Annotated in this window: 25 protein-coding genes; 12 read left to right on the forward strand and 13 right to left on the reverse strand. The window is 71.0% G+C overall.

Annotation, left to right across the window (positions count from 1 at the left end; translation table 11 throughout):
- Positions 1 to 43: 43 nt before the first annotated feature.
- The 4 genes from F1721_RS24090 to F1721_RS24105 all read right to left on the reverse strand — a co-directional run bounded on the left by F1721_RS24090 (position 44) and on the right by F1721_RS24105 (position 4,018).
- Positions 44 to 1,255, reverse strand: a complete 1,212-nt coding sequence (locus F1721_RS24090; protein WP_150069100.1) for an acyl-CoA dehydrogenase family protein — start codon at positions 1,253 to 1,255, stop codon at positions 44 to 46.
- Positions 1,255 to 2,283 carry a phosphotransferase family protein gene (locus tag F1721_RS24095; RefSeq protein WP_150069030.1) on the reverse strand — a complete coding sequence of 343 codons (1,029 nt, stop codon included), beginning with the start codon at positions 2,281 to 2,283 and terminating at the stop codon, positions 1,255 to 1,257. The genes F1721_RS24090 and F1721_RS24095 overlap by 1 nt, the downstream gene beginning before the upstream one ends.
- Positions 2,283 to 2,954, reverse strand: a complete 672-nt coding sequence (locus F1721_RS24100; protein WP_150069031.1) for an HAD family hydrolase — start codon at positions 2,952 to 2,954, stop codon at positions 2,283 to 2,285. Before F1721_RS24100 ends, F1721_RS24095 begins: the two co-directional genes overlap by 1 nt.
- Before the next feature lie 173 nt (positions 2,955 to 3,127).
- The gene (locus F1721_RS24105; RefSeq protein WP_150069032.1) at positions 3,128 to 4,018 is read right to left on the reverse strand and encodes a TIGR03619 family F420-dependent LLM class oxidoreductase; all 891 of its coding nucleotides are present in this window, start codon (positions 4,016 to 4,018) and stop codon (positions 3,128 to 3,130) included.
- 382 nt (positions 4,019 to 4,400) lie between these two features.
- On the opposite strand from F1721_RS24105, the gene F1721_RS24110 reads away from it, so the two are divergent.
- Complete coding sequence (locus tag F1721_RS24110; protein ID WP_150069034.1) at positions 4,401 to 5,036, forward strand: cyclase; 636 nt, start codon at positions 4,401 to 4,403, stop codon at positions 5,034 to 5,036.
- 10 nt (positions 5,037 to 5,046) lie between these two features.
- Here F1721_RS24110 and F1721_RS24115 read toward each other — a convergent pair whose 3' ends face one another.
- Positions 5,047 to 6,252, reverse strand: coding sequence for a benzoate/H(+) symporter BenE family transporter (locus F1721_RS24115; RefSeq protein ID WP_150069035.1), 1,206 nt, complete (start codon positions 6,250 to 6,252; stop codon positions 5,047 to 5,049).
- Between the two features lie 50 nt (positions 6,253 to 6,302).
- Here F1721_RS24115 and F1721_RS24120 point away from each other — a divergent pair, with 50 nt between their 5' ends.
- From F1721_RS24120 to F1721_RS24130, 3 genes are all read left to right on the forward strand, one after another.
- Positions 6,303 to 6,860 carry a helix-turn-helix domain-containing protein gene (locus tag F1721_RS24120; protein WP_150069036.1) on the forward strand — a complete coding sequence of 186 codons (558 nt, stop codon included), beginning with the start codon at positions 6,303 to 6,305 and terminating at the stop codon, positions 6,858 to 6,860.
- Between the two features lie 160 nt (positions 6,861 to 7,020).
- Positions 7,021 to 7,626 carry a TetR/AcrR family transcriptional regulator gene (locus F1721_RS24125; RefSeq protein WP_150069037.1) on the forward strand — a complete coding sequence of 202 codons (606 nt, stop codon included), beginning with the start codon at positions 7,021 to 7,023 and terminating at the stop codon, positions 7,624 to 7,626.
- Positions 7,623 to 7,997, forward strand: a complete 375-nt coding sequence (locus F1721_RS24130; RefSeq protein ID WP_150069038.1) for a VOC family protein — start codon at positions 7,623 to 7,625, stop codon at positions 7,995 to 7,997. The genes F1721_RS24125 and F1721_RS24130 overlap by 4 nt, the downstream gene beginning before the upstream one ends.
- 233 nt (positions 7,998 to 8,230) lie before the next feature.
- Here the strand turns inward: F1721_RS24130 and F1721_RS24135 are convergent, their stop codons facing one another.
- From F1721_RS24135 to F1721_RS24145, 3 genes are all read right to left on the reverse strand, one after another.
- The gene (locus tag F1721_RS24135) at positions 8,231 to 9,778 is read right to left on the reverse strand and encodes a GMC family oxidoreductase (protein ID WP_150069039.1); all 1,548 of its coding nucleotides are present in this window, start codon (positions 9,776 to 9,778) and stop codon (positions 8,231 to 8,233) included.
- Between the two features lie 41 nt (positions 9,779 to 9,819).
- Positions 9,820 to 11,352 carry an APC family permease gene (locus F1721_RS24140; RefSeq protein WP_150069040.1) on the reverse strand — a complete coding sequence of 511 codons (1,533 nt, stop codon included), beginning with the start codon at positions 11,350 to 11,352 and terminating at the stop codon, positions 9,820 to 9,822.
- A gap of 301 nt (positions 11,353 to 11,653) precedes the next feature.
- On the reverse strand, positions 11,654 to 13,147 hold the full coding sequence (locus F1721_RS24145; protein ID WP_150069041.1) for an aldehyde dehydrogenase family protein: 1,494 nt from the start codon (positions 13,145 to 13,147) through the stop codon (positions 11,654 to 11,656).
- Between the two features lie 486 nt (positions 13,148 to 13,633).
- Between F1721_RS24145 and F1721_RS24150 the strand changes: the two genes are divergently transcribed.
- From F1721_RS24150 to F1721_RS24160, 3 genes are all read left to right on the forward strand, one after another.
- On the forward strand, positions 13,634 to 14,209 hold the full coding sequence (locus F1721_RS24150) for a TetR/AcrR family transcriptional regulator (protein ID WP_150069042.1): 576 nt from the start codon (positions 13,634 to 13,636) through the stop codon (positions 14,207 to 14,209).
- Positions 14,210 to 14,562: 353 nt separating this feature from the next.
- A complete protein-coding gene (locus tag F1721_RS24155) occupies positions 14,563 to 15,429 on the forward strand; it encodes a coiled-coil domain-containing protein (RefSeq protein WP_246155270.1) in 867 nt (288 codons plus the stop codon).
- A 192-nt stretch (positions 15,430 to 15,621) separates the two neighbouring features.
- Positions 15,622 to 16,992: a S28 family serine protease gene (locus F1721_RS24160; protein ID WP_150069043.1), complete on the forward strand. Its 1,371-nt coding sequence runs from the start codon at positions 15,622 to 15,624 to the stop codon at positions 16,990 to 16,992.
- A gap of 26 nt (positions 16,993 to 17,018) precedes the next feature.
- On the opposite strand, the gene F1721_RS24165 is transcribed toward F1721_RS24160, so the two are convergent.
- Positions 17,019 to 18,134, reverse strand: coding sequence for an acyltransferase family protein (locus F1721_RS24165; RefSeq protein WP_211840600.1), 1,116 nt, complete (start codon positions 18,132 to 18,134; stop codon positions 17,019 to 17,021).
- 115 nt (positions 18,135 to 18,249) lie between these two features.
- Positions 18,250 to 19,047, reverse strand: a complete 798-nt coding sequence (locus F1721_RS24170; protein ID WP_150069045.1) for an SAM-dependent methyltransferase — start codon at positions 19,045 to 19,047, stop codon at positions 18,250 to 18,252.
- Positions 19,048 to 19,211: 164 nt separating this feature from the next.
- On the opposite strand from F1721_RS24170, the gene F1721_RS24175 reads away from it, so the two are divergent.
- A complete protein-coding gene (locus tag F1721_RS24175; protein ID WP_150069046.1) occupies positions 19,212 to 19,841 on the forward strand; it encodes a superoxide dismutase in 630 nt (209 codons plus the stop codon).
- A 464-nt stretch (positions 19,842 to 20,305) separates the two neighbouring features.
- Here the strand turns inward: F1721_RS24175 and F1721_RS24180 are convergent, their stop codons facing one another.
- The 3 genes from F1721_RS24180 to F1721_RS34525 all read right to left on the reverse strand — a co-directional run bounded on the left by F1721_RS24180 (position 20,306) and on the right by F1721_RS34525 (position 23,065).
- Entirely contained in the window at positions 20,306 to 20,992 is a 687-nt protein-coding gene (locus tag F1721_RS24180) for a response regulator (RefSeq protein WP_150069047.1), read from the reverse strand.
- Entirely contained in the window at positions 20,989 to 22,563 is a 1,575-nt protein-coding gene (locus tag F1721_RS24185) for a sensor histidine kinase (RefSeq protein ID WP_246155279.1), read from the reverse strand. The genes F1721_RS24180 and F1721_RS24185 overlap by 4 nt, the downstream gene beginning before the upstream one ends.
- A gap of 268 nt (positions 22,564 to 22,831) precedes the next feature.
- Positions 22,832 to 23,065 carry a hypothetical protein gene (locus F1721_RS34525; RefSeq protein WP_170301586.1) on the reverse strand — a complete coding sequence of 78 codons (234 nt, stop codon included), beginning with the start codon at positions 23,063 to 23,065 and terminating at the stop codon, positions 22,832 to 22,834.
- Positions 23,066 to 23,269: 204 nt separating this feature from the next.
- Between F1721_RS34525 and F1721_RS35160 the strand changes: the two genes are divergently transcribed.
- The 4 genes from F1721_RS35160 to F1721_RS24200 all read left to right on the forward strand — a co-directional run bounded on the left by F1721_RS35160 (position 23,270) and on the right by F1721_RS24200 (position 26,238).
- Positions 23,270 to 23,416 carry a hypothetical protein gene (locus F1721_RS35160; protein ID WP_246155271.1) on the forward strand — a complete coding sequence of 49 codons (147 nt, stop codon included), beginning with the start codon at positions 23,270 to 23,272 and terminating at the stop codon, positions 23,414 to 23,416.
- Complete coding sequence (locus tag F1721_RS35670) at positions 23,371 to 23,583, forward strand: hypothetical protein (protein ID WP_281288813.1); 213 nt, start codon at positions 23,371 to 23,373, stop codon at positions 23,581 to 23,583. Before F1721_RS35160 ends, F1721_RS35670 begins: the two co-directional genes overlap by 46 nt.
- 88 nt (positions 23,584 to 23,671) lie before the next feature.
- A complete protein-coding gene (locus F1721_RS35165; protein ID WP_150069048.1) occupies positions 23,672 to 24,613 on the forward strand; it encodes an AraC-like ligand-binding domain-containing protein in 942 nt (313 codons plus the stop codon).
- Positions 24,614 to 24,804: 191 nt separating this feature from the next.
- Positions 24,805 to 26,238 (forward strand): aldehyde dehydrogenase family protein, encoded by a 1,434-nt coding sequence (locus tag F1721_RS24200; protein ID WP_211840594.1) that lies wholly within the window; start codon positions 24,805 to 24,807, stop codon positions 26,236 to 26,238.
- The last annotated feature ends 23 nt before the right edge of the window (positions 26,239 to 26,261 follow it).

Here is a 26,261-nt window from a genome sequence, read left to right on the forward strand (position 1 = left end):
CTACTGGCGCCGCTACGCAGAGCGACCCCCGATATTGCTGTTGTCAGCGGTACTTCTTGAGTTCGCGGCGGGCCAGGGACCGGCGGTGCACCTCGTCCGGTCCGTCGACGATGTGCAGGGTGCGGGCGTGGGCGTAGAGGTTGGCCAGCGGGAACTCCTGGCTGACACCACCGCCGCCGTGGGCCTGGATGGCGCGGTCGATGACCCAGGTGGCCATCTCCGGCACCGCCACCTTGATCGCCTGGATCTCGGTGTGCGCGCCCTTGTTGCCCACGGTGTCCATCAGCCACGCGGTCTTGAGCACCAGCAGCCGGGCCTGCTCGATCTTGACCCGGGACTCGGCGATCCAGTGCTGGACGACGCCCTGCTCGGCCAGCGGCTTGCCGAAGGCGACGCGCTCGTTGGTGCGGCGGCACATCAGCTCCAGCGCCCGCTCGGCCATCCCGATGGCGCGCATGCAGTGGTGGATGCGGCCGGGGCCGAGCCGGGCCTGGGCGATCGCGAAGCCCTCGCCCTCGCCGGCGATGACGTTCTCGACCGGCACCCGGACGTTGTCGAAGACGATCTCGGCGTGCCCGCCGTGGTCGGCGTCGGTGTAGCCGAAGACGTGCATGCTGCGCTCGATCCGCACGCCGGGGGTGTCGGCGGGCACCAGGACCTGGCTCTGCTGGCGGTGCCGCTCGGCGTCCGGGTCGGTCTTGCCCATCACGATGAGGATCTTGCAGCGCGGGTTCATCGCGCCGGAGGAGAACCACTTGCGGCCGTTGATCACGTAGTGGTCGCCGTCGCGCTCGATGCGGGTGCCGATGTTGGTGGCGTCGGAGGAGGCGACGTCGGGTTCGGTCATGCAGAACGCGGAGCGGATCTCGCCGTCCAGCAGCGGTTGCAGCCACTGCTTCTTCTGCTGCTCGGTGCCGAACAGCGCCAGCACCTCCATGTTGCCGGTGTCCGGGGCGGCGCAGTTGGTGGCCTCCGGGGCCAGCCGCCCGGCCCGGCCCATGATCTCGGCCAGCGGCGCGTACTGCAGGTTGGTCAGCCCGGCGCCGTGCTCACCGGGCAGGAACAGGTTCCACAGGCCGCGCTTGCGGGCCTCGGCCTTGAGCTCCTCCATGATCGGCGGGTTGGCGTCCCACGGGTCCTCGGCCTCGGCGAGCTGCTGCAGGAACACCGGTTCGGCGGGGTAGATGTGGGAGTCCATGAAGTCGAGGAGCTGCTCGCGCAGTTCCTCGGTGCGCGCGTCGTAGCCGAAATCCATCATTCCTCCTTGAGGGTGGCGAGGCCCTGGGCGACGAGTGGTGCGACGAGTGCGCCGACGTGGTCGAAGCCCTCGCCGACGGTCTGGTCGTGGATGTAGCGGTAGTGGATGCCCTCCAGGATCACCGCGATCTTGAAGAAGCCGAACGCCACGTACCAGTCCAGTCCGGACAGGTCGGTGCCGCTGCGCTCGGCGTAGCGGTCCAGCAGCTGCCGGGCGGACGGGAAGCCGTACTCCGGGCCGACGCCCTTGGCGATGGGGTTGCGCTCGACGCCGTTGAAGCCCTCCCAGTACACCGCGAGCAGCCCGAGGTCGGTGAGCGGGTCGCCGAGGGTGGCCATCTCCCAGTCCAGCACGGCCCGGATCCGCTGGTCGTCGCCGACGATCACGTTGTCCAGCCGGTAGTCGCCGTGCACGATGCCCGCGCGCGGGGTGGCGGGGACGTTCTCGGCCAGCCGGGTGGCGAGCTCCTCGATGCCGTCGAGGTCGCGGCTGCGGGAGGCGGCCAGCTGCTTGCTCCAGCGCCGCACCTGCCGCTCCAGGAAGCCCGCCGGGCGGCCGAAATCGCCCAGCCCGACCGAGTCCGGGTCGATGGAGTGCAGGTCGGCGAGCACGTCCACCAGCTGCCAGGACAGCTCGACGCGCTGGTGCGGGGTGAGCTGCTCGGTCAGCTGCGGCGTGCGGTAGACGGTGCCCGGGACGTACTCCATGACGTAGAACGGGGCGCCGAGCACGCTGTCGTCCTGGCAGAGCAGGTGGGTGCGCGGGACCGGCACGGCGGTCCCGGCCAGCGCCGACATCACCCGGAACTCGCGGCCCATGTCGTGCGCGGTGGCCAGCACGTGGCCCAGCGGCGGTCGGCGCACCACCCACCGCTGCTGCCCGTCGCCCACCAGGTAGGTCAGGTTGGACCGTCCACCTTGGACGAGTTCGCCGGTCAGCGGCCCGGCGAGCAGCCCGGGCCGCTCGGCGTCGAGGTGGGTGCGCAGCCGGTCCAGGTCGAGGCCGGGCAGCGGTTCGGCGGTCATCAGGACTCCTTGCCTTGCGGGACGGCGCCCGGCACGAGCTGGGCGAGCCGGGCGCGGGTTTCGGCGGCGCCGGTGTGCAGCACCGCCCGCATGCCGAGCCGCTCGGCGGCCTCGACGTTGGGGGCGCCGTCGTCGACGAGGACCGCTTCTGCGGCGGGCAGGTCGAGCCGGTCCAGCACCAGACGGTAGATCCGCGGGTCGGGCTTGCGCAGCCGCACGTCCGCGGAGATGACCGCGACGTCGAACAGCCCGTCGAGCAGGTCCCACGGGTAGTCGTTGCCCCAGCTGTTGGACAGCAGCGCGGTGCGCACGCCGCCGGCGCGCAGGGCGCGCACCAGGTCGAGCATCGCGGGTTCGCTGACCATCCGGGCGAACATGCGCTGCAGCAGGCCGTCCGGCGCGACCGGGCCGCCGTCCAGGGTGCGCAGCCGCTGCGCGAGGGTGCGGTTGAACTCCTCGGCGCTGAGCTCGCCGGTCTCCAGCCGGTGGATCGGGGTGCCGGGCGGGGCGGTGCGCGACAGCCACTCCTTGATCGCGGCGGAGAAGGTCTCCGGGCGGATGCCCTCCTGGTCCATCCAGGCGTGCAGGGCCGCGCGGCTGGAGGTGGTCAGCACGCCGCCGTAGTCGAAGACGACCGCCCGGACCGGGCGGGTTGCATCACCGGAACCCATGCCCAGGACCGTACCGACTAGCCGGTATGTTGCGCTAGTGCTCGCCGCCGAATGGACGGCGGGAACCCCGTGCCGCCCCCTGAGGTGGCGGGGTGTGCGGGCGATTTCGCGCGAGATCGCCAATCCCGCTGCGCGGCGGGTGCCGGTTTCGCGCGAGATCGCCGGGGCGCCGCTCAGGGGCGGAAGGCGTCGCGGATGCGGGCGGCCTGGTCCAGCAGCTCGGCCGGGGTCGAGGTGGTCAGCTGCAGTTCGACGAAGGCGTCGGAGATCCCGAGCTCGGCCACCGCGTGCAGGTAGTCCACCAGCTGCTCGACCGGGCCCGTGCCGGGATCGGCCGACGGGCTCGCCTGGATCGCGGCGTTGATCCGCAACGCGGTGGCGATCGGTCCGCGCCCGGCCGCGCGGGCCTGGTCGTCGATGCCCGCCAGCGCGCTCCGCAGCGCTTCCACCGGCAGCGCCATGCCCAGCCAGCCGTCCGCGCGGCGGCCGATCCGGCGGAACGCCGCCGGGGACAGCCCGCCCAGGTAGATGGGCACGTGCTGCTGCGCGGGCTTGGGCTGGAACTGGCCGGGGCTGATGGTCCAGAACTCGCCGCTGTGCTGCACCGGGTCCTCGGCCCAGAGCGCCGCCAGCACGTCCAGGGTCTCGTCCAGCCGGGCGCCGCGTTCCCGCCACGGCACCGCGACGGCGTCGTACTCGTCGCGCGACCAGCTCAGCCCGAACCCGGCGATGAGCCTGCCGCGGCTGAGGCGGTCGAGCCCGGCGAGGCTGCGGGCCAGGTGGATCGGCGGGTGCAGCGGTGCGCTGAGCGTGCTGGTGCCCAGCAGCGGGCGGGTGGTGGCGTTGGCCGCCAGGGTCAGCACCAGCAGCGGGTCGAGGCCGCGGCGGAACTGCTCGGGCATGGTGCCGCCGGGGTAGGGCATGATCGGCGAGGTCGCGGCGTGCACGCGCTCGCCCGCCCAGAGGCTTTCGAAGCCGAGTGCTTCGGCTTCGGCGGCGATCGTCGGGACCAGGGCCGGGTCGGCGAACGGGCCGAACTGGGGGAGGGTCAGTCCGAGGCGCATGGGGATCATCGTGTCGATCCCGGACAGCCGTTGCCAGCTCTTGGTCGGAACGGGTGCACCGGGGGCGGCGTTCGGACCAGCGCGCCAGGGCGGCTGCGGTCCTTGCCCCGGGTGAGCGTGCAACTACCACCATCGGCAGGTCGGCGATCACCCCGGGTCGCGGTTCCGGGCGTCCCGGACCCGCCGAAACCCCTTTCGTCGCAACGACATCCATCAGATCGGCGGTTGTGCCCGGTATCCCGGTGAACCGGCTGTCGCGCTCGGTGCCCGGTGGGAATTGTGGGAACGGCGGTCGCGTTGACGCGGAGTTTACTCGGCAGTAAGTATTCGGGTCGCCGCGCGGCCAGCACCTTTTCGTTGCCGATCATGCGAGGTGAGGCCAATGACGTCCCGACTCCGTGGCAGACGTGCTGCCGCTGCTGCCGCCCTGACCGCAGCCGCGGCGCTCGCGTTCACCCCACAGGCCCTGGCTGCCGCCTTCGACGTCAACTTCGACTGCTCCGGCTCGTCGCCGGTGGGCGAGCAGCAGTTCAGCCTGCAGCAGGGCGCTGACGTCACGGCACCGGCCACCGTCGCCCCCGGCGGTGCGCTGGACATCGTGATCGACCCGGCCGTGAACACGGTTCCCTCCGAGGTCAACGGCTACACGGTCAAGCGGATCGAGGGCATGGACCTGAAGATCCCGATCCCGGCGAACTCCACCTTCGTCTCCGCCGACCTGGCGGGCGGTTCCGGCCTCGGCCCGAACCCGCCGACGATCAGCGTGGAGGGCAACGTCGCCACCCTGCACCTGGACGGTCCGATCGCGGGCGGCTCCCAGTTCGAGCTGCCCACCGTCACCGCGCACCTCACCGCCGGTGACTCCGGCACGATCGAGACGAAGCTGCACGGCACCAGCTACGACGACCCCGGCCTGACCTTCACCGCCGTGGTGTCGTCGATCATCGGTGACACCGACGTGCCGTCGCGCTGCTTCCCCAACCCCAACCCGGTCCTGACCACCACGACGATCGGCTGACCCCGGCCGATCAGGTGGGCGGAACTCCGGCCGGAGGTCCGCCCACCGCCGCCGGTCGCCGGGTGACCAGGTGGGTGGCGACCCCGGCGAGCAGGCCCCAGAACACCGAGGCGATGCCGAACAGCGTCAGCCCCGAGGCCGTCACCAGGAACGCGATCAGCGCCGCGGTGCGGCTGTCGGCGTCCTCGGTCGCCTTGGCCAGCGAGCCGCCGATGGTGTCGAGCAGCCCGATCCCGGCCAGCGCGGTGACCAGCGCCAGCGGGAACGCCGCGAGCAGACTGCCCAGCGTCGCGCCGAAGATCCCCAGCAGGACGTAGCAGACCCCGGAGGCGATGCTCGCCTTGTAGCGCTGCGCCGGGTCTTCGTGGGCGTCGCGGCCCATGCACAGCGCGGCGGTGATCGCCGCCAGGTTGATGCCGAAGCAGCCCAGCGGCGCGAGCACCGCGTTCGCCGCACCCGTCCAGGACAGCACCGGGGACACCGGGGTCGAGTAGCCGTGCGTCCGCAGCGTGACCACGCCGGGCAGGTTCTGCGAGGTCATGGTGATGACGAACAGCGGGATGGCGACGCTGATCGCGGTGTGCGGCGACCAGCTCGGCCACACCCAGACCGGGCTCGCCAGCGCGATGTCGACCCCGCTGAGCCGCAGCGAACCCTGCGCGGCGGCGAGCGCCACGCCGACCACCAGCGCGATGAGCACCGCGTAGCGCGGCAGCAGTCGCTTGCCCAGCAGGTAACCCGCCAGCATGGCCGCGACCAGCCAGAACTCGTCCTGCATGGTGGTGAACACGCCGATCCCGAACTGCAGCAGCACCCCGCCGAGCAGCGCGGCGGCGATCGAGCCGGGGATCAGGTCCACCGCGCGCTCGAACCACCCGGTCAGCCCGACCACCACGGTCAGCGCCGCGGCCAGCAGGAACGCGCCGACGGCCTCGGACATCGAGACGCCCTGGCCGCTGGTGGCCAGCAGCGCGGCGCCGGGCGTCGACCAGGCCAGCACGACGGGCACCCGGTAGCGCAGCGACAGCGCGATCGAGGTGACGCCGATGCCCGCGCCCAGCGCGAGGATCCACGAGCCGATCTCCGCGGGCCCGGCGCCGAGCGCGCGGGCGGCCTGGAAGACGATGGCCGCGGAACTCACCACCCCGACCAGCGTGGTGATGCCACCGGCGACCAGAGTGGACACCGGAGCGGTGGGGAGTCGTCGGCGCAGCACAGGAACCCATCCGTTCTGTAAATGGAACGCGAGCGATGCTAGGAGGAGCGGTGGAGCTGGTCAAGGTGGTGGGTGCGAACCTGCGCGCAGCTCGGGCCGAGCGCGGGTTGTCGCTGTCCGAGACCGCGCGCCGCGCGGAGATCGGCAAGGGCACGCTGTCCGAGCTGGAAGCCGGACGCCGCAACCCGACGCTGGAGACCCTCTACGCGCTGGCCACGGTCCTCGACGTGCCGCTGGGGCGGCTGCTGGTCGCCGAGCCGGAGTCGGAGGCCGCCGTGGTGGTCAACCGCGTCAGCGGCGCGGACCTGTCCGGGCAGGTGGTGGACGTCCAGCTGATGGACCGGGTGGTCGCCGGTGGCCAGCGCCTGGAGGTCTACCGCCTGCACGTGCGCGCCGGGTCCCGGTACGTCTCCGCCGCGCACCGCCCCCGCGTGGTCGAGCAGCTGCTGGTGCACACCGGAACCCTGGTCACCGGACCGGAATCGGCCCCGGAAACCCTCGGTCCCGGCGACTACATCCGCTTCGACGGCGGAGTGGACCACGTCTACCAAGCCCCGGCCGAGGACGTCACCGCAACCCTGGTGATGCGCTACGCCGACCCGTCCTGAACTCCCGTGAGCACTATGGCCCCGCGAAGTGCTCACGGTCGATCACCTGCGGAAACACCCCCCGAGGTCGAAGCCCCAGTGGCGGGCGCGGCCTGCGGATCGGAGTGAGCGCTCACTTCTTCCTTGACGGAGTGAGTGCTCACTCCGTACCGTGGTGGGCATGGCTGAGACGACGCGGCGCAGGGCGCCGGGGATGAGTGCTGAAGAGCGGCGGGCGATGATCGTCGCGGCGGCGATTCCGCTGGTCGCCGAGTACGGCGCGGCGGTGACGACCAAGCAGGTGGCGCGGGCCGCCGGAATCGGCGAGGCGACGATCTTCCGGGTCTTCGCGGACAAGGACGAGCTGCTCGGGGCCTGCGTGGCCGAAGCGGTCGCGCCGGAGCACGCGGTGCGCGAGATCGCCTCGATCCCGATCGACCAACCCCTGGAGCAGCGGCTCGCCGATGCCGCCGAGGCGCTGTCCGCGCACCTGGAGCGGATGGGAGCGGTGCTGGGCTCGCTGCACGCCTCCGGGCACTTGCGCGGACCGCGCGGTGATCAGGACGGGCCGCGCAACGACGATCGCGCGGAGTCGATGCGGCAGATCCGGGAAGCGGTGGCCGAGCTGTTCGAACCGGAGCGGCAGTCCCTGCGACTGCCGCCGCCGAAGCTGGCCGCGGTGTTCCTCGGCGTGCTGTTCGCGCGGCCGAGGATGGGGGCGGAGTCCCTCGAACCCGCCGAGCTGGTCGAACTCTTCCTGCGCGGAGCGGTGGTGGAGGGCGAATGACCGTCACGCTGAACCACGCGATCGTCCCCGCGCGGGACAACGCCGAGGCGGCCGACTTCCTGGCCGGGATCCTGGGCCTGCGCCGCCTGCCGCCGGACGGCGTCGACGGCAAGTTCGTCCCCGTCGCGGTCAACGACTCGCTGACCCTGCAGTTCATGACGGTGCCGGACGCCGAACCGCACCACCTCGCCTTCGACGTGACGCCAGCGGAGTTCGACGAGGTCCTCGCCCGCCTGCGGGACCGCGGGGTGCCCTTCGGCAGCAACCCGCGGGAACCGGACAACGGGCGCGTCGACCACCCGCTGTGCCCCCGGGGGCTGTTCTTCAGCGACGCCTCGGGCAACTTCTACGAGGTCATGTCCCCGGAGTGACCCGTCGTCCGACGGGGGCCGAGCTGCCCGGGACTCCCGCGATCTCAATGGAAATCGGACGTCTGATTTCCATTGAAATCGCGCCGGGAAGGGCGAAGGCCCCTCCGGGGCGGGGGACCGGAGGGGCCTTCTGGGCTACCGAACACCAAGCTGCTTTCGGGGAACAGCACCGGCGTCGGCATCGATCGGGTGAGATCGATGGGAGGTGCGGGGCGCGGGCGCCCCGCACCCGGTCAGCGGTTGTCCTCCTTGAGCATGTCCGAGCACTTCTCGCCGATGGCCATGGTGGTGATGTTCGGGTTCACCGCCACCAGGAACGGCATCGCCGAGGCGTCCGCGACGCGCAGGCCCTGCACGCCCTTGACCCGCAGCCGCGCGTCCAGCGGCTTGGTCGGGTCGTCGTCGGCACCCATCGGCACCGAGGCCGCCGGGTGGTAGACGGTGTTGTGGGTGCGCTTGATGTAGTCGGCGATCTCGTCGTCGGTGCGCACGTCCGGGCCCGGGAACAGCTCGGCACCGGCCCACTCCTGCATCGCCGGCTGCCCGACGATCTTGCGGGCCAGCTTGATGCCCTCGGTCATCACCCGCATGTCGTGCGGGTGGGTGAAGTACCGCGGGTCGACCTTCGGCTTGTCCCGGAAGTCGCGGCTGCGCAGCCGCACCGTGCCGGTGGAGCGGGCGCGGGTGACGTTCGGGGTCAGGCAGAAGCTGTTCTCCGAGGTCGGGTAGCCCTGCCGCACGGTGTGCATGTCGAAGGGCACCGAACCGTAGTGGAACATCAGGTCCGGCCGGTCCAGCCCCGGCTCGGTGGTGGTGAAGATGCCGATCTCCCACCACTGCGTCGAGTCGGTGACCATCGGCTTCTTGGCGTCCCAGCTGATCACGCCCTCCGGGTGGTCCTGGAGGTTGGAGCCGACGCCGGGGGAGTCCACCAGCACGTCGATGCCGAACTCGCGCAGGTGCTCGGCCGGGCCGATGCCGGACAGCATCAGCAGCTTCGGGGTGTCGATGGCGCCGGTGGACAGCACCACCTCGCGGCGCGCGGACACCGTGCGGGTGTGGATCAGGTCCGGGTCCAGGTACTGCACGCCGGTGGCCCGGGCGCCGTCGAAGACGACCTTCTTCGCCCACGCCTGGGTGCGGATCTCCAGGTTCGGCCGGTCCAGGTTCGGGTGCAGGTAGGACACCGACGAGGAGGAGCGGGTGCCGTCCTCGCGGGCGTTGATCTGGAACCAGTTGGCGCCGTGCACCACGGTCTTGCCCGAGTTGAACTCCGTGGTCGGGATGCCCTGCTGCTCGCACGCCTGCAGCAGCGCGACACCGCACGGGTCGTTCGGCGGGACGCTGCGCAGCGTCACCGGGCCGCTGCGGCCGTGGTGGTCGCCCGGCCCGTCGTTGGTCTCCAGCCGCTTGTAGAGCGGGAAGATGTCCTTGGCGCCCCAGCCGGTGGCGCCCATCGACTCCCACTCGTCGAGGTCCTCGGCGGGCGCCCAGAAGGCGATGCAGGAGTTGTGCGAGGAGCAGCCGCCGAGCACCCGGGCCCGCGCGTGCCGCATGAAGGAGTTGCCGTTCTCCTGCGGCTCGATCAGGTAGTCCCAGTCGTAGCCGGACTCCAGCAGCGCCATCCAGCGCTTGAGCTCCAGGATGGCCTTGTCGCCCACGTCCGACGGCCCGGCCTCCAGCAGGCACACGGTGACGTTCGGGTCCTCCGAGAGCCGCGACGCGACCGCCGCACCCGCGCTACCGCCGCCGACCACCACGTAGTCGAACTGGTCTGTCATTGTCCGAATCTCCGTTTCTGTGCGGGAAGTTGTCTGCGAGCTCAGGCGACCGGGCTGGTCTCGCCGACGTCCGATGTGGACGAGTGCTCGGCGAGGACACCGATCTTGTGGCGCTGGACGAACCAGTAGTACGCGAATCCGGCGACCGCCGCGACTCCGACGAACAGGACCGAGCTGTACTGCAGGTACCAGTGGTAGGGCGGCTCGGCGTTGTAGACCTCGCGGCGCGGCCAGGCCAGGTTGATCGTCATGCCCGCGCCCCACAGCACGGCCAGCACGTTGATCGGCAGCCCCAGCTTGCCCAGGCCGAACCGGCCCTCCTCCTTGACCGGCTTCCACTTGCCGCGCAGCCGCGCGATCAGCATCGGCACGGTCACCAGCAGGTAGGAGATGTAGATCAGGATGATCGCCAGGCTGGTGATGGCGGTGAAGATCTGCGGCTGGCCGATGTTGACCAGCAGCAGCGCCACCGCGACCACGCCGATGACCACCGCCGGGATGACCGGGGTCTGGAACCGCGGGCTGACCCGCGCCAGCAGCGAACCGGCGGGCAGCGCGTTGTCCCGGGCCATCGCGAACATGATCCGGATCGCGGCGGTGTGCACCGCCAGCACGCAGACCGTGATCGCCACGAAGATGGCCAGCAGGAACAACCGGCCGACGAACGGGCCCAGCGCGTCGTTGAGCACGAACTGCAGGCCGCTGGAGGCCAGCTCCGGCGCCGAGAAGTCGCGGGTGGCCATCAGGCCCAGCAGGATGATCAGACCGCCGAGGACGAACGAGGCGATCAGCGCCCGCAGGATCGCCTTCGGCGCGTTGCGGTGCGGGTCGATGGACTCCTCGCCCAGCGAGGCGGCGGTGTCGAAGCCGTACATCACGTACGAGGAGGCGATCCCGGCGACCAGGAACGCGGTCAGGTAGCTGCCGCCGTAGGCCGACTCGGTGCCGTTGGTGTCGAGCACCACGGTCGGCGGGTTCACCGCCACCAGCGCCAGCGCGACGATCAGCAGCACCGCGGCGACCAGCTCGATGAACACGCCGCCGCTGTTGATCCGGGCCATCAGCTTGACGCCGAAGGCGTTGACCAGCGTGGTGAACAGGATCAGCACCAGCGCCAGCATGATGCCGTTGACCGCGGCGTCGGTGGCGTTGGCGCCGTCGCCGATCACCTGGAATCCGGACCAGATCTGCGGGAGGGTGTTCTGGTAGGCCAGCGCGGTGGCCGAGATCGACACGATCGAGGCCAGCAGCATCATCCACCCGGCCAGCCAGCCGACGTGCTGACCGCCCAGCTTCTTCGCCCAGTTGTAGACGGAACCGGCGATCGGGTACCGCGATGCCAGCTCGGCGAAACTCAACGCCACGAGCAACTGCCCCACGAACACGATCGGCCAGGACCACCAGTAGGCGGGACCCCCGAAGGAGAGGCCGAAGTAGGACAGTTGGAAGGTGCCGGTGAGCACCGAGATGTAGCTGATCCCGGCGGCGAAGGTGTGGAACCCTCCGAGACTTCTCTTCAGTTTGTTGGTGTAACCGAACTCGTTGAGCTCGGCATCGTAATTGGGCGCGCTCATGCTGTACCGCCTCCCCGCGATTCACAGTGGTGGTTGCGTTCGGGGGTGATCTCGCGTTTCGGGGTTACTTGTGGCTGGGTTGCGTCACGGTCCCCTGAGGTGCGGTTGAGCGGGACTGTAGTTGATGAAGGGCTGCTCATGCGCCAACTCCTTTCCCGGCCCACTTCGCCCGCGCCGGATGCGCGGGAGGGTTGGACCGGGTGGTTGCTTTGCGTCGCGCGAAATGCGATCGCGGCCGGATCAGGCCGCGCGGGACCGCCGCGGCGGTGGATCGGACACCGCCGCAGCGCCCCGAATCTCCTTATTTGCCGGAGAACCAGTTCTGCGGACCGGGCCGCAGGTTCTGGAAGACGTGCTTGGCCTCCTGGTACTCGCCGAGCCCGGCGCGGCCGAGTTCGCGGCCGATGCCGGACTGCTTGAAGCCACCCCACTCCGCCTGCGGCAGGTAGGGGTGGAAGTCGTTGATCCACACGGTGCCGTGCCGCAGCCGGTTGGCCACCCGCTGCGCCTTGGCCGGGTCACCGGTGAACACCCCGCCGGCCAGGCCGTAGTGGGTGTCGTTGGCGATGCGCACCGCGTCGTCCTCGTCGGTGAACCGCTCCACGGTCAGCACCGGGCCGAAGGACTCCTCGGTCACCGCGTACGAGCCCTGCCGCACCTCGTCGAGGACGGTCGGCAGGTAGTAGTGGCCGTTGGCGTAGCGCTCGCCCTCGGGGCGGCGGCCACCGGTGCGCAGGACCGCGCCCTCGGCGACCGACTTGGCCACGTAGTCGTCGACCTTCTGCAGGTGCTCGGCCGAGATCAGCGGACCGGTCTCGGCGTCGGAGTCGAACGGCCCGCCCAGGCGGATCAGCTCGGCGCGGCGGACGATCTCGTCCACCAGCGCGTCGTGCAGCTCGTCCTGCACGATCAGCCGGGCACCGGCCGAGCACACCTGGCCGGAGTGCAGGAACACCGCGGTCAGCGCGAAGTCCACGGCGGTCTCGAAGTCGGCGTCGGCGAACACCACGTTGGGGTTCTTTCCGCCCAGCTCCAGCGCGACCTTCTTGACCGTCGCGGCGGCCGCCGCGGAGACCTTGCGGCCGGTGTGCAGACCGCCGGTGAAGGAGACCAGGTCCACGTCGGGGTGCTCGGACAGCACCGAGCCGACCTCGGCGCCGGTGCCCAGCACCAGGTTGCCGACCCCGGCGGGCAGCCCGGCCTCGGTCAGCGCGCGCATCAGCAGGATCGCGGTGCTCGGGGTCAGCTCGCTGGGCTTGAGCACGAAGGTGTCGCCCGCCGCGATGGCCGGGGCGACCTTCCAGGCCACCTGCAGCAGCGGGTAGTTCCAGGGCGTGATCATGCCGCACACGCCGACCGGCTCGTACTGGACGCGGCTGATGGAGTCCCGCGACCCGGTGTCGACCAGGTGGCCCGCGTCGGTGCCGGCGATCTTGCCGAAGTAGCGGAAGCAGGCGGCGATGTCGTCCATGTCGAACTCGCTCTCCACCAGCCGCTTGCCGGTGTCCAGCGATTCGGCGCGGGCGAACTCGGCCTTGTCGCGCACCAGGATGTCGCTGACCCGCAGCAGCAGGTCACCGCGCTCCCACGGCGAGCTCGTCGCCCAGGAGCCCTCGTCGAAGGCGCGGCGGGCGGCGGCGACGGCCCGCTCGGCGTCGGCCCGGCCGCCCTCGGCCACGGTGGCCACCAGCGCCCCGTCGGCGGGGCAGCGGATCTCGCGGGTGCGACCGTCCGCGGCCGACACCCATTCGCCGTCGATGAACAGCGTGGGTGCTGAATTCTCAGCTTGCGACATGCTCGTATCCCCGTGATGTCGGTTGTGCTTTTCGTGCTGGAACCGCACGACCGCGCACTTCTGGTGCCGGTGTGGTCACACAATGCCGCGAGAGCGGGCACTTCGCCACGCGAATCGTCTCGTCGCTTCTGGGCGAAATTCGCCGAATGGTGCCGTCGGCGCGCCGTACTGCGATTTCACCTCCTGGCGGTGCATTCGGTGGCGGCCGTGCGCGGTCTTCGTTCAATTCCAGCAGCAGGTCGATTCCTCGGCCTGGTGCGATTGCTCTCAGTGCCGCGGAAGACCCTAACACCGTTGGTGTACATCTGTACATCACCGGGGTTGATCGATGTCGTTCTCCGTTGAAAATATGCGCTCCGAACAGGGGGAACGCGAATCCGGTGACCTGGACCGCATCGCGCCGGACCTTCGGCATGGCAGGCTGGGCAAGGTCATCCGGCCCGCCGTCGAGAAGTGGCCGGCGACACTGGAGGGACGCCGAAGCGAATGTCGACCACGCAGCCCGCCCCCGCCGCGCGCCGCAAGGACCCGGCCCGCCCCGAGCGCATCGCCCGCGCGGCGATCGCCGTCGTCGCCGAGCGCGGTGTGGACAAGCTCACCCACCGGGCGGTGGCCGCCGAGGCCGGGGTTCCGCTGGGGTCGACCACCTACTACTTCGCCTCGCTCGACGACCTGCTGGCCAGCGCCCTGCGGCAGGCCGCCGCCGACGACGTGGCGCACCTGCGGCGGTGGGCCGAGGGGCTGGCCGACAACGACGACCTGGCCGACGCGCTGACCGACCTGGTGCTGCACTACCTGGGCCCGGCCCGGTCGCAGACCGCGGTCGAGCACGAGCTCTACGTGGCCGCGCTGCACAAGCCCGCGCTGCGCCACGTGAGCCAGGAGTGGGACAGCGCGATGGCCGAGCTGTTCTCCGCGCACACCGACGAGGCCACCGGCCGGGCGCTGACCGCGGTGATCTGCGGTCTGCTGATGCAGGGCATCGTCCGGGAATCGGTGCCGAGCCGAGACGAAATCGAGATGATATTCCGCCGGGTGCTGTCCGGGCCCGCGGAAAGCTGATTCCAGCAGGCATTTCTCCCCGGGTGTCCGGTCGGTCAACATCGGATGTCCGTTGCATTGCACCGAATCCGGCGCTGTTGATCTAGCCGCCCGGGCCGGGAAGAATGGGTGCCAGCGATCCGTGGCACCGTCCGCGCCGCAGCGTCCGGTCTGCCGGTTTTCAGTCCGGTGGAGCACATCGCCAGGCGTTTTTCCGGTGTACAACGGAACTTGCCGCGTCGGGGCGTGGCTCGCTCCCAGCACGATTGATCAACTTCAGGTGGGGTGAGACCGTGGGGCACAACGAAGACCGCGAATTGGTGCCGCTGAAGTCGGATTTCGACACAGTTTGGTACGGGTTCCGGCGATCGCAGGTGAAGTTCTACATTCAGCAGACCGAGACCGAGCTCCGGATGCTCGCCGAGGACCGCGACTCGGCGCTCAGCCAGGTGGCAGAGCTGACCGCGCAGCTGGAGCAGGCGCGCGCCGAGGTCGAGGTGCTCAAGCAGCAGCTCGACGACCAGGCCCGCACTCCGATCGACGCCGCTGCGCTGACCGACCGCTTACGCAGGATGGTCCGGCTCGCGCACGACGAGGCCAACGAGGTGGTCGCCGCCGCGCAGGCCGCGGCCGAGCACGAGTGGGCGCGCAGCGAGCAGGCCGCGGCCGAGCTGCGCGAGCGGTACGAGAAGCTGGTCGCCGAGGCCGACGAGTGGCGGCGGCAGTCCGAGCAGCAGCGCAGCGAGATGCTCGCCCGCACCCGCGAGGAGGTCCAGGCCATGAAGCGGGAGGCCGAGGACTGCCGGCGGCGGCTGGACACCGAGGCCGAGGAGCGGCGCACCCAGGTCGAGCACGACTTCGAGGTGTCCATGGCGGCGCGCCGCGAAGAGGCGATGCGCATCATGGCCGAGCGCGAGCAGGCCAGCCGGGAGGCCGCGCAGCGGCGGGTCCGGGAGGCCACCGCGGAGGCGGAGCGGCGGATCCGGCGGGCCGACGAGTACTCCGAGACGATGCTGCGCATGCGCCAGGACCTCGCGCAGCGGGTCCGCGCCGCGCAACAGGTGCTGGCCACCGCGGAGCCGTTCCTGGCCGCCACCGAAGCGGGCGCGGCCAGCGAGGGATCGGACGGCTACGTCGCCGAGGTCGTCCACAACGGACACGTGCCGGTCGACGACGTCGACGTCCCGGAGCAGCGCCACGAGGAGCCGGTGCCCGAAGAGGCGGCGGCGAGCCGAGCCTGACCGCGCGGACCGCTCGCCCGGCGGGGCGGGCGGTCCGCCCCTCCCGCAGCAGCCGCTGCTCGGCGGGCGGAATCGATCACGAACCGCGAAGATCCCACCAGCGGTGCCGGACGGCGAGAACACGCCGAGATCTTCCCGGCGCCGCGCGCGATCACTAGGTTCGACTGGAATTCGGCGCAGCGGGAGGCGGAAATGTTCTGGCGCGCTCTGGTCACCATCGCCGCGGTGTGCGGCGTGCTGCTGGTCGGCGCACCGGTGGGCGCGGCACCACCGGCGGACGACGTGCGCGACCGGCTGGCGGCGGTGCCCGGCCTGACGGTGGTGGGGGAGCGGCCCACCGAACCGGGGTTCCGGCTGTTCGACCTGACCTTCACCCAGCCCGCCGACCACCGGCACCCGGAGGCCGGGCAGTTCCAGCAGCGCCTGACCCTGCTGCACCGCGACCTGACCCGGCCGACCGTGCTCTACACCTCCGGCTACAACTTGCCGGAGAAGACCACCCGCACCGAGCCGACCCGGCTGGTCGACGGCAACCAGGTGAGCCTGGAGCACCGCTTCTTCACCCCGTCGCGGCCGGACCCGGCGGACTGGAACGATCTCGACATCTGGCAGGCCGCCACCGACCAGCACCGGGTGATCACCGCGCTGCGCGCCGTCTACGACCAGCAGTGGATCACCACCGGGGCCAGCAAGGGCGGCATGACGGCGGTCTACCACCGGCGGTTCTACCCCGACGACGTGGACGGCACGGTCGCCTACGTGGCGCCCAACGACGTCGACAACGACCGGGACGACTACGACGAGTTCCTGGCCGAGGTCGGCACCGACCCGGCCTGCCGCGCGGCGCTGACCGCGGTGCAGTGGGAAGCGCTGGTCCGGCGCGACGAGCTGCTGGCGAAGTTCCAGGCCTACGCCGACGCCGAGGGGCTGACCTTCGACCGGATCATCGGCGACGTCGACCGCGGCCTGGAGATGGTGGTGCTCGACGCGCCCTTCGCGTTCTGGCAGTACCGCGGCCAGGACGAGTGCGCCCAGGTGCCCGCCACCACGGCCAGCACCGACGAGATCTACGCGTTCTTCGACCAGACCGTGGAGTTCCGCTTCTACACCGACCAGGGCATCGAGCCGTACGCGCCGTACTACTACCAGGCGGGCACCCAGCTGGGCTGGCCGCACGTCTCCGACGAGCCGCTGGCCGACCTGCTGCACCACCGCGAGCTCAGCCAGCCCCGCAACCTGGTCTCGCGCGACATCCCGATGCGCTTCGAACCCGGGGTGATGCGCCAGGTCGACTCGTGGGTGCGCAGCCGGGGGTCGGAGCTGATGTTCGTCAACGGCGAGCGCGACCCCTGGAGCGCCGAACCCTTCGAGCTCGGCCCCGGCACCCGCGACTCGTACAGCTACCTGGTGCCCGGTGCCAACCACGGCGCCAAGATCGAGGGCCTGCCCGCGGACCAGCGGGCCGAAGCCGAAGCGACCGTGCGCCGCTGGGCCGAGGTCGAAGCACCCGCGACGCGCTCCGCGGTCCTGGACGCCGAGACCCTCGAACGCCACCCGTTCTGATGCGCTGAAGGGCGCCCTTCCTCGTGTCAGCCCGCGTTGGAGCGCGCGGTGCGGCGCGCGGTGAGGGCGTCGTAGGCGTTCATCAGGAACTTGTGCGACGGGCGCTCCACCACGCGGGTCAGGGCCCAGCCGAGGACCGTGCCGGTGATCAGCATCGCCGCCGTCTGCAGCAGCGGGTCCACCCCGAGGTCGTCCAGCTTGCGCATCACGATGTAGCCGATCGTCTGGTGCACCAGGAACACGCCGTAGGAGATGCCCGCGAACCAGCTAATCCGCCCGGCCAGCCAGTTCGGGATCACCCGGTTCCAGTCCGGGCCGCAGGCGGTCAGCGCCACCACGACCATGCCCAGGCACACCGCGATGGTGGAGCCCCAGTCGGCCACCAGGCCCTCCGGGGTCTCGGCGTAGTTGTGCAGCGCCTGCCCGGCCATGCAGGCGATCAGCAGCCCGGTGAAGTGCGGCAGCCCGATCCGGCGCGTCGACCACAACCAGATCGCCACCCCGACCACGAACAGGTGCCAGCGGTGCACGCCGATGCCGTCGACGACGGTCCGGTAGAGCTCCGACGGGTCGCTCACCCGCAGCGGCCACTGCACGATCGGCAGCAGCACCGCCAGCCACAGCACGACGATGATCCGCCGCCCGTGCCCCCACCTGGTGGCGAACAGCAGCGCGGCGGCGGTGAAGCCCATCAGCTGCAGCGGGACCGTCCAGTGCGAGCCGTCGATGAACCAGTAGTCGGCGGGCTTCCAGTTCCACAGCATCAGCAGGTTGGACACCAGATCGCTGAACGTGGGGTAGAACCAGCCCTCCACGGCGGCCCAGCGCATCACCAGGAAGACCACCACGACGGCGCCGAGGAACGGCGGGACGAGCCGGGCCATCCGCCCCCACCAGTAGCGCAGCAGCGTGCCGCGGCCGATGGTCACGCACGCGAAGTACGCCGAGATCACCAGCAGCAGGCTGGCTCCGACCTGGAACGGGAAGACGACCGAGCGCGGCGTCATCTCCGGGTGCAGGTAGGTGCTCAGGAAGGTGGAGTGGTAGAGCATCACCAGCACGACGCAGGCGGTGCGCACCACGTCCCAGCTGATCTTGCGCTTGCTCCGGCCCGAGCTCCGATTGGTGGCAGTGGACGTCATCTCGGGCACGCGGGTCACCGTACCAGGGCTGTTTGTCTGAATACCGAAGGATCATCGCGTTCTGCGCTGGGCAGATCGCCCAACGGAGCGCCCCGGCGGGTCCGTGTCGGGTTGGTCACGGTTTTCGCGCCACCGCCGCGTAGCTCAGCGGCGCCTCGGTGCGCAGGTCCGAGTCGCCGGGCTCCGGCCGCCAGTCCGCGGTCGGCACCACCCCGGGGTCCAGCAGGTCCAGGCCCGCCAGCAGGTCGGTCAGCTCGGCGCGGCTGCGCGCGATGCCGGGGTGCTGGCTGTCGTCCAGCAGGGCGCAGACCGCGCGCACGGTCTGCGGCGCGTGGTCGGCGGTGAGGTGGGTCAGCCCGAGCAGGGATCCCGGTGCGAAGGCGTCCAGGTAGCGGCCGATCATCGCCGCCGGGAGTTCGGGGATGAAGTGCAGGACGGAGAACATCAGCACCGCCACCGGCTCGGCCGGGTCCAGCAACTGGCGGGTGCGGTCCGCGGTGAGCACGGCGTCGACGTCGCGCAGGTCGGCCTGCACGATGGCGGCGCCGGGGTTGCCCTCCAGCAGCAGCTCGCCCTGCGTGACGGCGAGCGGTTCGCTGTCGACGTAGACCACCCGCGCGTCCGGGGCCAGCTGCTGCGCGGTCTGGTGCGTGGTGCCGAAGGTCGGGATGCCGCAGCCGACGTCCAGGAACTGCCGCACGCCCAGCTCCAGGCAGGCGCGCACCACGCGGTGCAGGCAGGCGCGGTTGGCCAGCGCGTCCAGCCGGATGTCCGGGGCCACCGCGAGCACCCGGCGGGCCAGCTCGCGGTCCGAGGAGAAGTTGCTGCCGCCGCCGAGGAAGTAGTCGTGCACCCGCGCCCCGCTGGGGCGGTCCAGGTCCAGGTCGTGCGGGATCTGGGAGCGTTCGGGCATTGTTCCTCCGGGTGACCGTGCTGGTGCGCAGAGTAGTGGGCGGACCGGGCCCCGACCAGGGTGAAAAGTGATCGAGGACACTCACGCTGCGTCATTGACCTTGAGTGCGCTGGAAGTTCGAGACTTCCTGCGAACCGCGAAATTCGGTGGAAGGGAAGAGATCGATGGCGCAGTACGTGTTGCCGGAGTTGGACTACGACTACGCGGCGTTGGAACCGGCGATCGCCGGTGAGATCAACGAGTTGCACCACAGCAAGCACCACGCGGCCTACGTCAAGGGCGCCAACGACACGGTCGAGAAGATCGCCGAGGCGCGGGACAAGGGTGATTTCTCGTCGATCGTGGGGCTGGAGACCACGTTGGCGTTCAACCTGGCGGGGCACTCGCTGCACCTGGTGTGGTGGAAGATCCTGTCGCCGAACGGCGGGGACAAGCCGACCGGTGAGCTGGCCGCGGCGATCGACGAGGACTTCGGGTCCTTCGATGCGTTCCGGGCGCAGATGGAGGCGGTGTCCACCACGATCCAGGGCAACGGCTGGGGCGTGCTGGCCTGGGACCCGGTGGGGAAGCGGTTGATCACCCAGCAGCTGCGGGACCACCACTCGAACCTGTCGATCGCCACCACGCCGCTGCTGGTGTTCGACATCTGGGAGCACGCCTACTACCTGCAGTACCGCAACGTGAAGGCGGACTACGTCAAGCACCTGTGGAACGTGGTCAACTGGGACGAGGTCGGCAAGCGCTTCGCCGACGCCCGCGCGGGCTACAACGGCCTGCGACTCCCCACGGCCTGACCGCGGTTTCAACTGAAATTGCACCCGGCCCCAGGGCGGACCACAGTTTCAATTGAAACTGCGCCCGGCACCCACGGGGGATCACAGTTTCAATTGAAACTGCAACCACCAGGTGCCGGGCGGACCCCGGAACGGGATCCGGGACGTGGAACTCGGGTTCTGGTGAACGCGATTTCAATGGAAATCGGACCTCCGATTTCCATTGAACTTGTTCATCCTGTCCGTGGACCGCAGCTGCGAAGGGCGTCCGGCACCGGTCGGCAGGTGTCGCATGCGCCGCCAGGCGCATAGCCCACGCTGTCAGCTTGCACCGCTGCGGGTTCTCAGCGTTCGCCTGGCGAGGGCGGCCCTGACGCCGTGTATCGGTCAGGGCACCCACAGCCAGGCGGGCGCTGAGGTTCCGCTACCGGCACCGCCACTCAGAACGAGGCTGGAAAAACCTCAATGAAATCGCGTCTTCGGGGTCAGCCCGACCAGCGGTAGCGGCGTTCCGGGCGGCCGGTGCCGCCGTAGCGGAGGCGGACCTCGGCGCGGCCGGTGTCGGTGAAGTGCTCCAGGTACTTGCGGGCGCTGACCCGGGAGAGCTCGCTGGCCTCGGCGCACTCGGTCGCCGACAGGTCACCGCCCGCCGCCGTCGCCTCGCGCAGGATCCGCTCGACGATGTCCGCCGTCTCGTTGGTCAGCCCCTTCGGCGGGGTCGCGCGGCGGGTGCGGGCGCCGAAGAGGCGGTCGACGTCCTGCTGCTCGGCGGGGGCGTCGCCGGGCAGTTCGCTGAGCTTGGTGTGCAGCGCCCGGAACTCCTCCAGCTGGTCGCGCAGCGCCTCGAAGCTGAACGGCTTGATCAGGTAGTGCAGCGCGCCGCCGCGGATCGCGCCGCGCACCGTGTCCAGGTCGCGGGCCGCGGTGATCACGATGACGTCGGGGTCGGCCGTCAGGTGCGCGCGCAGCTGCCGCAGCACCGACAGCCCGTCGAGGTCGGGCAGGTAGATGTCGAGCAGGACCAGGTCCGGGCGCAGCTCGTCCACCGCGTGGATCGCCTCGGCGCCGGTGTGCGCGGCCGCGACGACCTCGAACCCGGGCACTCGCGCCACGTACCCGCTGTGGACCTTGGCGACCATGAAGTCGTCGTCCACCACCAACACCTTGATCATGCCTGCGGTCCTCCCAGCGGCAGCCGCGCGGTGAACACCGCGCCGTGTGCGTTGTGCACCTGCACCGAGCCGCCGCGACGATGACAGATCTGCCTGGTCAAGGCCAGCCCCAACCCGCGATCACCGCCGCGCGCGGCCTTGGTGGTGAAGCCGTGCCGGAAGACCTCCTCGACGATCTCGGCGGCCACCCCGGGCCCGGAATCGCGCACCACCACCACGACCTCGTCGGTGCTGCGCAGGTCGATCTCGATCCAGCGGTCGGCACCGGCCGACCCCTCCAGCGCGTCCAGGGCGTTGTCGACGAGGTTGCCCAGCACCGTGACCAGGTCGGCGGACAGGCCTTCGTCGATCTCGGGCAGGTAGCTGCCCTCGTGCAGCCGCAGCCCGACGCCGCGCTCGGCGGCCAGGCTGGCCTTGGCGATCAGCAGCGCCGCGGTCGCCGGGTCGTGGATGCGCGCGGTGACCTCGGCGTGCCACTGCTCGTGGCGGTGGCTGATGCGCATGACGTAGCGCTGCACCTCGTCGTACTCGCCGAGCTCGATGAGCCCGGAGATGGTGTGCAGCCGGTTGCTGAACTCGTGGGCCTGGGCGCGCAGCGTGTCGGTGGTGTCGCGGTGCACGGCGAGCTCCCGCTGCAGGTCGACGAGTTCGGTGCGGTCGCGCATGGTGACCACCGCGCCGACCGAGGAGATCGGCATCCGGTTGAGCACCACGACCTTGCCGCGCCGCAGCACGATCTGGTCCACCCCGTCGGTGCGGCCGGTGAGCACGTCGCGGGCGCGGTCGTTGAGGTCCAGCGAGTCGATGTCGCGGCCCACGCAGTCGTCGGGTAGCGACAGCAGCTGCCGCGCCTGGTCGTTGACCAGCGTGATCCGGTTCTGCTCGTCGACGCCGAGCACGCCCTCCCGCACGCCGTGCAGCAGCGCCTCGCGGTGCTCGACCAGCCGCGTGATCTCGCGCGGCTCCAGCCCCAGCGTCTGCCGCTTGACCCGCCGCGCCAGCAGCACCGACCCGGCCACCCCGAGGAACGTGGCGAAGGCGAGCAGCACCAGCGGGTTCTCGGGCGCCTGGCGCAGACCCTGGAGCACGTCGGGGGTGTTGCGCCCGGCCGCGACCACGCCGATGATGCGCGCGTCGTTGGAGATCACCGGCACGTGCGCCACCAGCGATTCCACGCCGTCGGTGTGGACCACGCCGACCCACGAGCGGCCCTGCAGCACCGTGCTCTCGCCCAGCGGCAGCGGTTTCCCGCGCTGGGCGGGGTCGGGCGAGGTGAGCACGGTGCCGCGGCTGTCGGCGATGATCACGTCGTCCGCGCCGGAGAGGCTGCGGGCGCTCTCGGCGAAGATCGGCAGCGCGTCGCGCCGGAAGGTGTTCTGCAGGCTGACCCGCACGCCGTCGGTGGCGGCCAGGTCCTCGGCGACCGAGAGCATGCGGCGGCCTTCGGTGGCCCGGAACGCGATGTCGGTCTGCGCCACGGAGAACACCGCGACCGAGGCGAGCAGCGCGAAGATGATCAGCAGCTGCCAGCTGAGCAGCTGCCGGGACAGCGACGCCTGCACCCGCAGCACGATGTTCACCTCCGCCTCGACCGGGTGCGGGAACGTTAACCCGTGCCCGGTCCGGGGCGGAAAACGCGGCCGCCGGGCCGGTTACACAAGTGACAGAAGTGCCGATAGCTGCAAAAGCGCGACATCGCCGATGCGCCCGGGCAGCATGGCCTGCATCACGTCCCGGCCATCGCGAGCGGTGGTGCGATCCAGCGGACTTCCGCTGGTGCCCGCGTGATTCCGCGGCGCTCAGGCGCAGGCCGCGGAACCGCGCGAGCGACGGGTGCCGTCACCCCCGGCTGCCCGTCCCGTGAGGCGGCCCGGTCGCACATCCCCCGGCGACCGGGCCACCGACCACGGCCCGCCGGTTCCGGACGAGGGCTTCGAAGGCGACGTCGCGGATGGCCTCCTCCGCGCGGTCGGCCAGCTCGTTCGCCAGCGCCGCGCGGTCGGCGGCGGTCACGCCGAGCCCGGCCAGCTCGCGGACCGAGCCCGCCAGGCGCTCGGCATCGCGGGAGATCAACCCGACCCGTTACCCGCGCCTGCCGAAAGCGCGCGCCCCCACGCCGAGCCCGGCCACCACCGACGTTCGGTGCACCTGATCCTCCAGCGGTTACTGTTCGTGCCCGGACCATCGTCGGGTTCCCGCCGAAGTCGTTGCAAGACGGCACATTTCGGTGCGCGGCACGCACGGGGGTAACTGTCCAGCAGCGCGCAGGACGAGGACGTGGTCTTCCGGGAGGTGCTGCAGATCGTGGCGCTGGTGGGCGGCAAGTGGAGCTGTCGGCCCTCGGGCAGCTGGGCGGCGGTCGCCGCCGGTTCGGCGAGCTGCAGCGCGCCGCGCCCGGCATCCCCCAGCGGATGCTCACCGTGACGGTGCGCGCTGGAGCGGGACGGCCTGGTCAGTCGCCACGTGCACGCGACCGTGCCGACGCGGGTGGGCCACGGGCTCACCGAGATCGGCCGGTCGCTGCTGGCATCGGCGGTCGAGCTGGGGGAAGTGGGCGGTCGAGGCACCGGCGCCGCTTCGACGAGCGGTGAGTTCCGGCCGGGTTGCGACTGGGCGGTAACCGTGGTGTTTTCCCGGCTGGCTTTGTACCGTGCTCGGCATCGACCAGTGGAGGTCTCGATGTCGGCTGTGCTCAGCGCCGATGCGGCGGTGCAGGCGAACCACTTCGACGCCTGGCAGCAGGTCATCTCGGGCGCGTTCGTGCCGCTGCAGGCCAGCGGTCCGCGGCAGGCCCGGTTCCGCGCCCGGATCCGGTCCCACCACGTCGGCGCGATGCACCTGTCGGAGATCTCCGCCTCGCCGCACCGGGTTTCGCGCACCCCGAAGCTGATCCGCGGCGGCGACTCGGGCCAGCTCAAGGTCAGCCTGCAGGTGCGCGGCAACGCGGTGGTCTGCCAGGACGGCCGCGAAACCCTGCTCGCGCCGGGAGATTTCACGCTCTACGACACCAGCCGCCCCTACACGCTGAACTTCGACGAGTCGTTCCGCTCGATCGTGCTGATGTTCCCCCGCGAGCTGCTGCGGCTGCGCCCGAACGACCTCGCCGGACTGCGCGCCCGGCGGTTCGACGGCCGCCGCGGCACCGGGCGGCTGGTGCGCTCGCTGGTGCAGGAGCTGTGCGTGCGCGAGGACGCAGCCGGGTCGCGCTCCGGCCTGCTGATCTGCGACGCGGTGCTGGACGTGCTGGCCGCGGCGGTGGAGGACAGCGCCGAGCCCGCCGCGGCGCGCGGCGACCTGCTGGGGCGGCTGCGGTCGTTCATCGAGGAGCACCTCGCCGATCCCGAGCTGGGGCCGGAGGCGATCGCGGCGGAGAACCACATCTCCGTGCGCTACCTGCACAAGCTGTTCTCCGCCGACGGGGTTCCGGTCAGCGGCTGGATCCGGGCCCGCCGCCTGGAGCGCTGCCGCCGCGACCTGGCGGACCCGGAGCTGGTGGAGCTGCCGGTCAGCGCCATCGCGGGCCGCTGGGGCCTGCCCAACGCCGCGCACTTCTCCAAGCTGTTCAAGGCGACCTTCGGCGTCTCCCCGCGCGAGTACCGCTCGGAGCACCTCGGCGGCTGAACCTCCCGCGAGGCACCGTCAGGGGCTCCGTTTCCGCTGCTCAGGGCTCGTGAGTGTTTTCTGGGGCCATAACCCCGCAAAGCACTCACGAGACCGTGCGCGGGCGGACAAGAGGAGTTCGCGCGCGGGCAAGAAGCGCGGGCCGGAGGGCCAGCAGAGTGGTCGGCGTCGCCAGCCACCAGGAGGAGAACGTGCGCCGACAACTGCTCATCGGCGGAAGCTGGGTGCCCGCCGCCGACGGGGCCGAGCTGCTCACCCACGACCCGGCCACCGGCGAACTGCTGGGCCGCTGCGCCGACGCCGGTGCGGCCGACGTCGACCGCGCGGTCGCCAGCGCGCGCGAGGCCTTCGCCGACCCCGGCTGGCGGGAGATGCCGCCCGCCGAGCGGGCGCGGCTGCTGTGGCGGATCGCCGACCTCATCGAGGGCTCCGCCGACGAGCTCGCCCGGTTGGAGACCCGCGACCAGGGCCAGCCGATCGGCGTGGCGCGCGGCGTCAGCGTGTCGATGGCCGCCGAGGTGTTCCGCTACTACGCCGGTTGGTGCACCAAGCTGGAGGGGGCCACCTCCCCGGTGTCGGTGCCCAACGCGCTGCACTACACCCGTCGCGAACCGGTCGGGGTGTGCGCCCTGATCACGCCGTGGAACTTCCCGCTGATGATCGCCGCCTGGAAGCTCGCCCCCGCGCTGGCGTGCGGGAACACCGCGATCCTCAAGCCCGCGGAGCAGACCCCGCTGTCCACTGTGGAGCTCGCGCGGTTGTGCGCGGAGGCCGGGGTGCCCGCCGGGGTGGTGAACTGCCTGACCGGCGGTCCGGACGCGGGCCGGGCGCTGGCCGAGCACCCGGCGGTGGACAAGGTGTCGTTCACCGGGTCCACCGAGGTCGGCAAGAAGATCGTGGTGGCCGCGGCGGGCAACCTCAAGCGGGTCAGCCTCGAACTGGGCGGCAAGGCGCCCAGCATCATCGCCCGCGACGCCGACATCGACGCCGCCGTGGCGGGCAACCTGCAGGGCGCGCTGCTCAACTCCGGACAGGTCTGCGCCGCCTACACCCGCTTCTACGTGGACAGCAAGCGCGTCGACGAGTTCGCCACCAAGATCGCCGAGGCGGCCGAGGGCCTGCGGCTGGGCGCCGGGCTCGACCCGGACACCGAGCTCGGCCCGCTGGTCTCGGCCGAGCACCTCGACCACGTCGCCGGATACGTCGAGACCGGTCTGGCCGAGGGCGCGCAGCTGGTCACCGGCGGCAGCCGCGGCGACGGACCGGGCCACTTCTTCCACCCGACCGTGTTCTCCGGTGTCACCGATGCGATGACGATCGCGCGGGAGGAGATCTTCGGACCGGTGCTGTCGGTGCTGCCCTACGACGACCCCGAGGAACTGCCCGCGCGGGCCAACGACACCGAGTACGGCCTGGCCGCGTGCGTGTGGACCAAGGACCTGGCCACCGCGCACCGCACCGCGGCGGCGATCCGGGCGGGCAACGTGTTCGTCAACATGCTCCCGCTGCTGGACCCCGCCGCGCCGTGGGGCGGGTTCGGCGCCAGCGGCTGGGGGAGGGAGATGGGCAGCCACGCACTGGACGAGTTCACCGAGACCAAGGGAGTCTGGGTGGGCCTGGGTTGAGCTGTTCAGACCGAACGTTCGAG

Origin of the sequence: Saccharopolyspora hirsuta (assembly GCF_008630535.1) — a bacterium.
GTDB classification, from domain to species: Bacteria; Actinomycetota; Actinomycetes; order Mycobacteriales; family Pseudonocardiaceae; genus Saccharopolyspora; species Saccharopolyspora hirsuta.

Coding starts and splice junctions, on each gene's coding strand:
- F1721_RS24090 (WP_150069100.1), bottom strand. CDS start 1,255: ATGGATTTCGGCTACGACGCGCGCACCGAGGAACTGCGCGAGCAGCTC.
- F1721_RS24095 (WP_150069030.1), bottom strand. CDS start 2,283: ATGACCGCCGAACCGCTGCCCGGCCTCGACCTGGACCGGCTGCGCACC.
- F1721_RS24100 (WP_150069031.1), bottom strand. CDS start 2,954: ATGGGTTCCGGTGATGCAACCCGCCCGGTCCGGGCGGTCGTCTTCGAC.
- F1721_RS24105 (WP_150069032.1), bottom strand. CDS start 4,018: ATGCGCCTCGGACTGACCCTCCCCCAGTTCGGCCCGTTCGCCGACCCG.
- F1721_RS24110 (WP_150069034.1), top strand. CDS start 4,401: ATGACGTCCCGACTCCGTGGCAGACGTGCTGCCGCTGCTGCCGCCCTG.
- F1721_RS24125 (WP_150069037.1), top strand. CDS start 7,021: ATGGCTGAGACGACGCGGCGCAGGGCGCCGGGGATGAGTGCTGAAGAG.
- F1721_RS24130 (WP_150069038.1), top strand. CDS start 7,623: ATGACCGTCACGCTGAACCACGCGATCGTCCCCGCGCGGGACAACGCC.
- F1721_RS24135 (WP_150069039.1), bottom strand. CDS start 9,778: ATGACAGACCAGTTCGACTACGTGGTGGTCGGCGGCGGTAGCGCGGGT.
- F1721_RS24140 (WP_150069040.1), bottom strand. CDS start 11,352: ATGAGCGCGCCCAATTACGATGCCGAGCTCAACGAGTTCGGTTACACC.
- F1721_RS24145 (WP_150069041.1), bottom strand. CDS start 13,147: ATGTCGCAAGCTGAGAATTCAGCACCCACGCTGTTCATCGACGGCGAA.
- F1721_RS24150 (WP_150069042.1), top strand. CDS start 13,634: ATGTCGACCACGCAGCCCGCCCCCGCCGCGCGCCGCAAGGACCCGGCC.
- F1721_RS24160 (WP_150069043.1), top strand. CDS start 15,622: ATGTTCTGGCGCGCTCTGGTCACCATCGCCGCGGTGTGCGGCGTGCTG.
- F1721_RS24165 (WP_211840600.1), bottom strand. CDS start 18,134: ATGACGTCCACTGCCACCAATCGGAGCTCGGGCCGGAGCAAGCGCAAG.
- F1721_RS24170 (WP_150069045.1), bottom strand. CDS start 19,047: ATGCCCGAACGCTCCCAGATCCCGCACGACCTGGACCTGGACCGCCCC.
- F1721_RS24175 (WP_150069046.1), top strand. CDS start 19,212: ATGGCGCAGTACGTGTTGCCGGAGTTGGACTACGACTACGCGGCGTTG.
- F1721_RS24180 (WP_150069047.1), bottom strand. CDS start 20,992: ATGATCAAGGTGTTGGTGGTGGACGACGACTTCATGGTCGCCAAGGTC.
- F1721_RS35165 (WP_150069048.1), top strand. CDS start 23,672: ATGTCGGCTGTGCTCAGCGCCGATGCGGCGGTGCAGGCGAACCACTTC.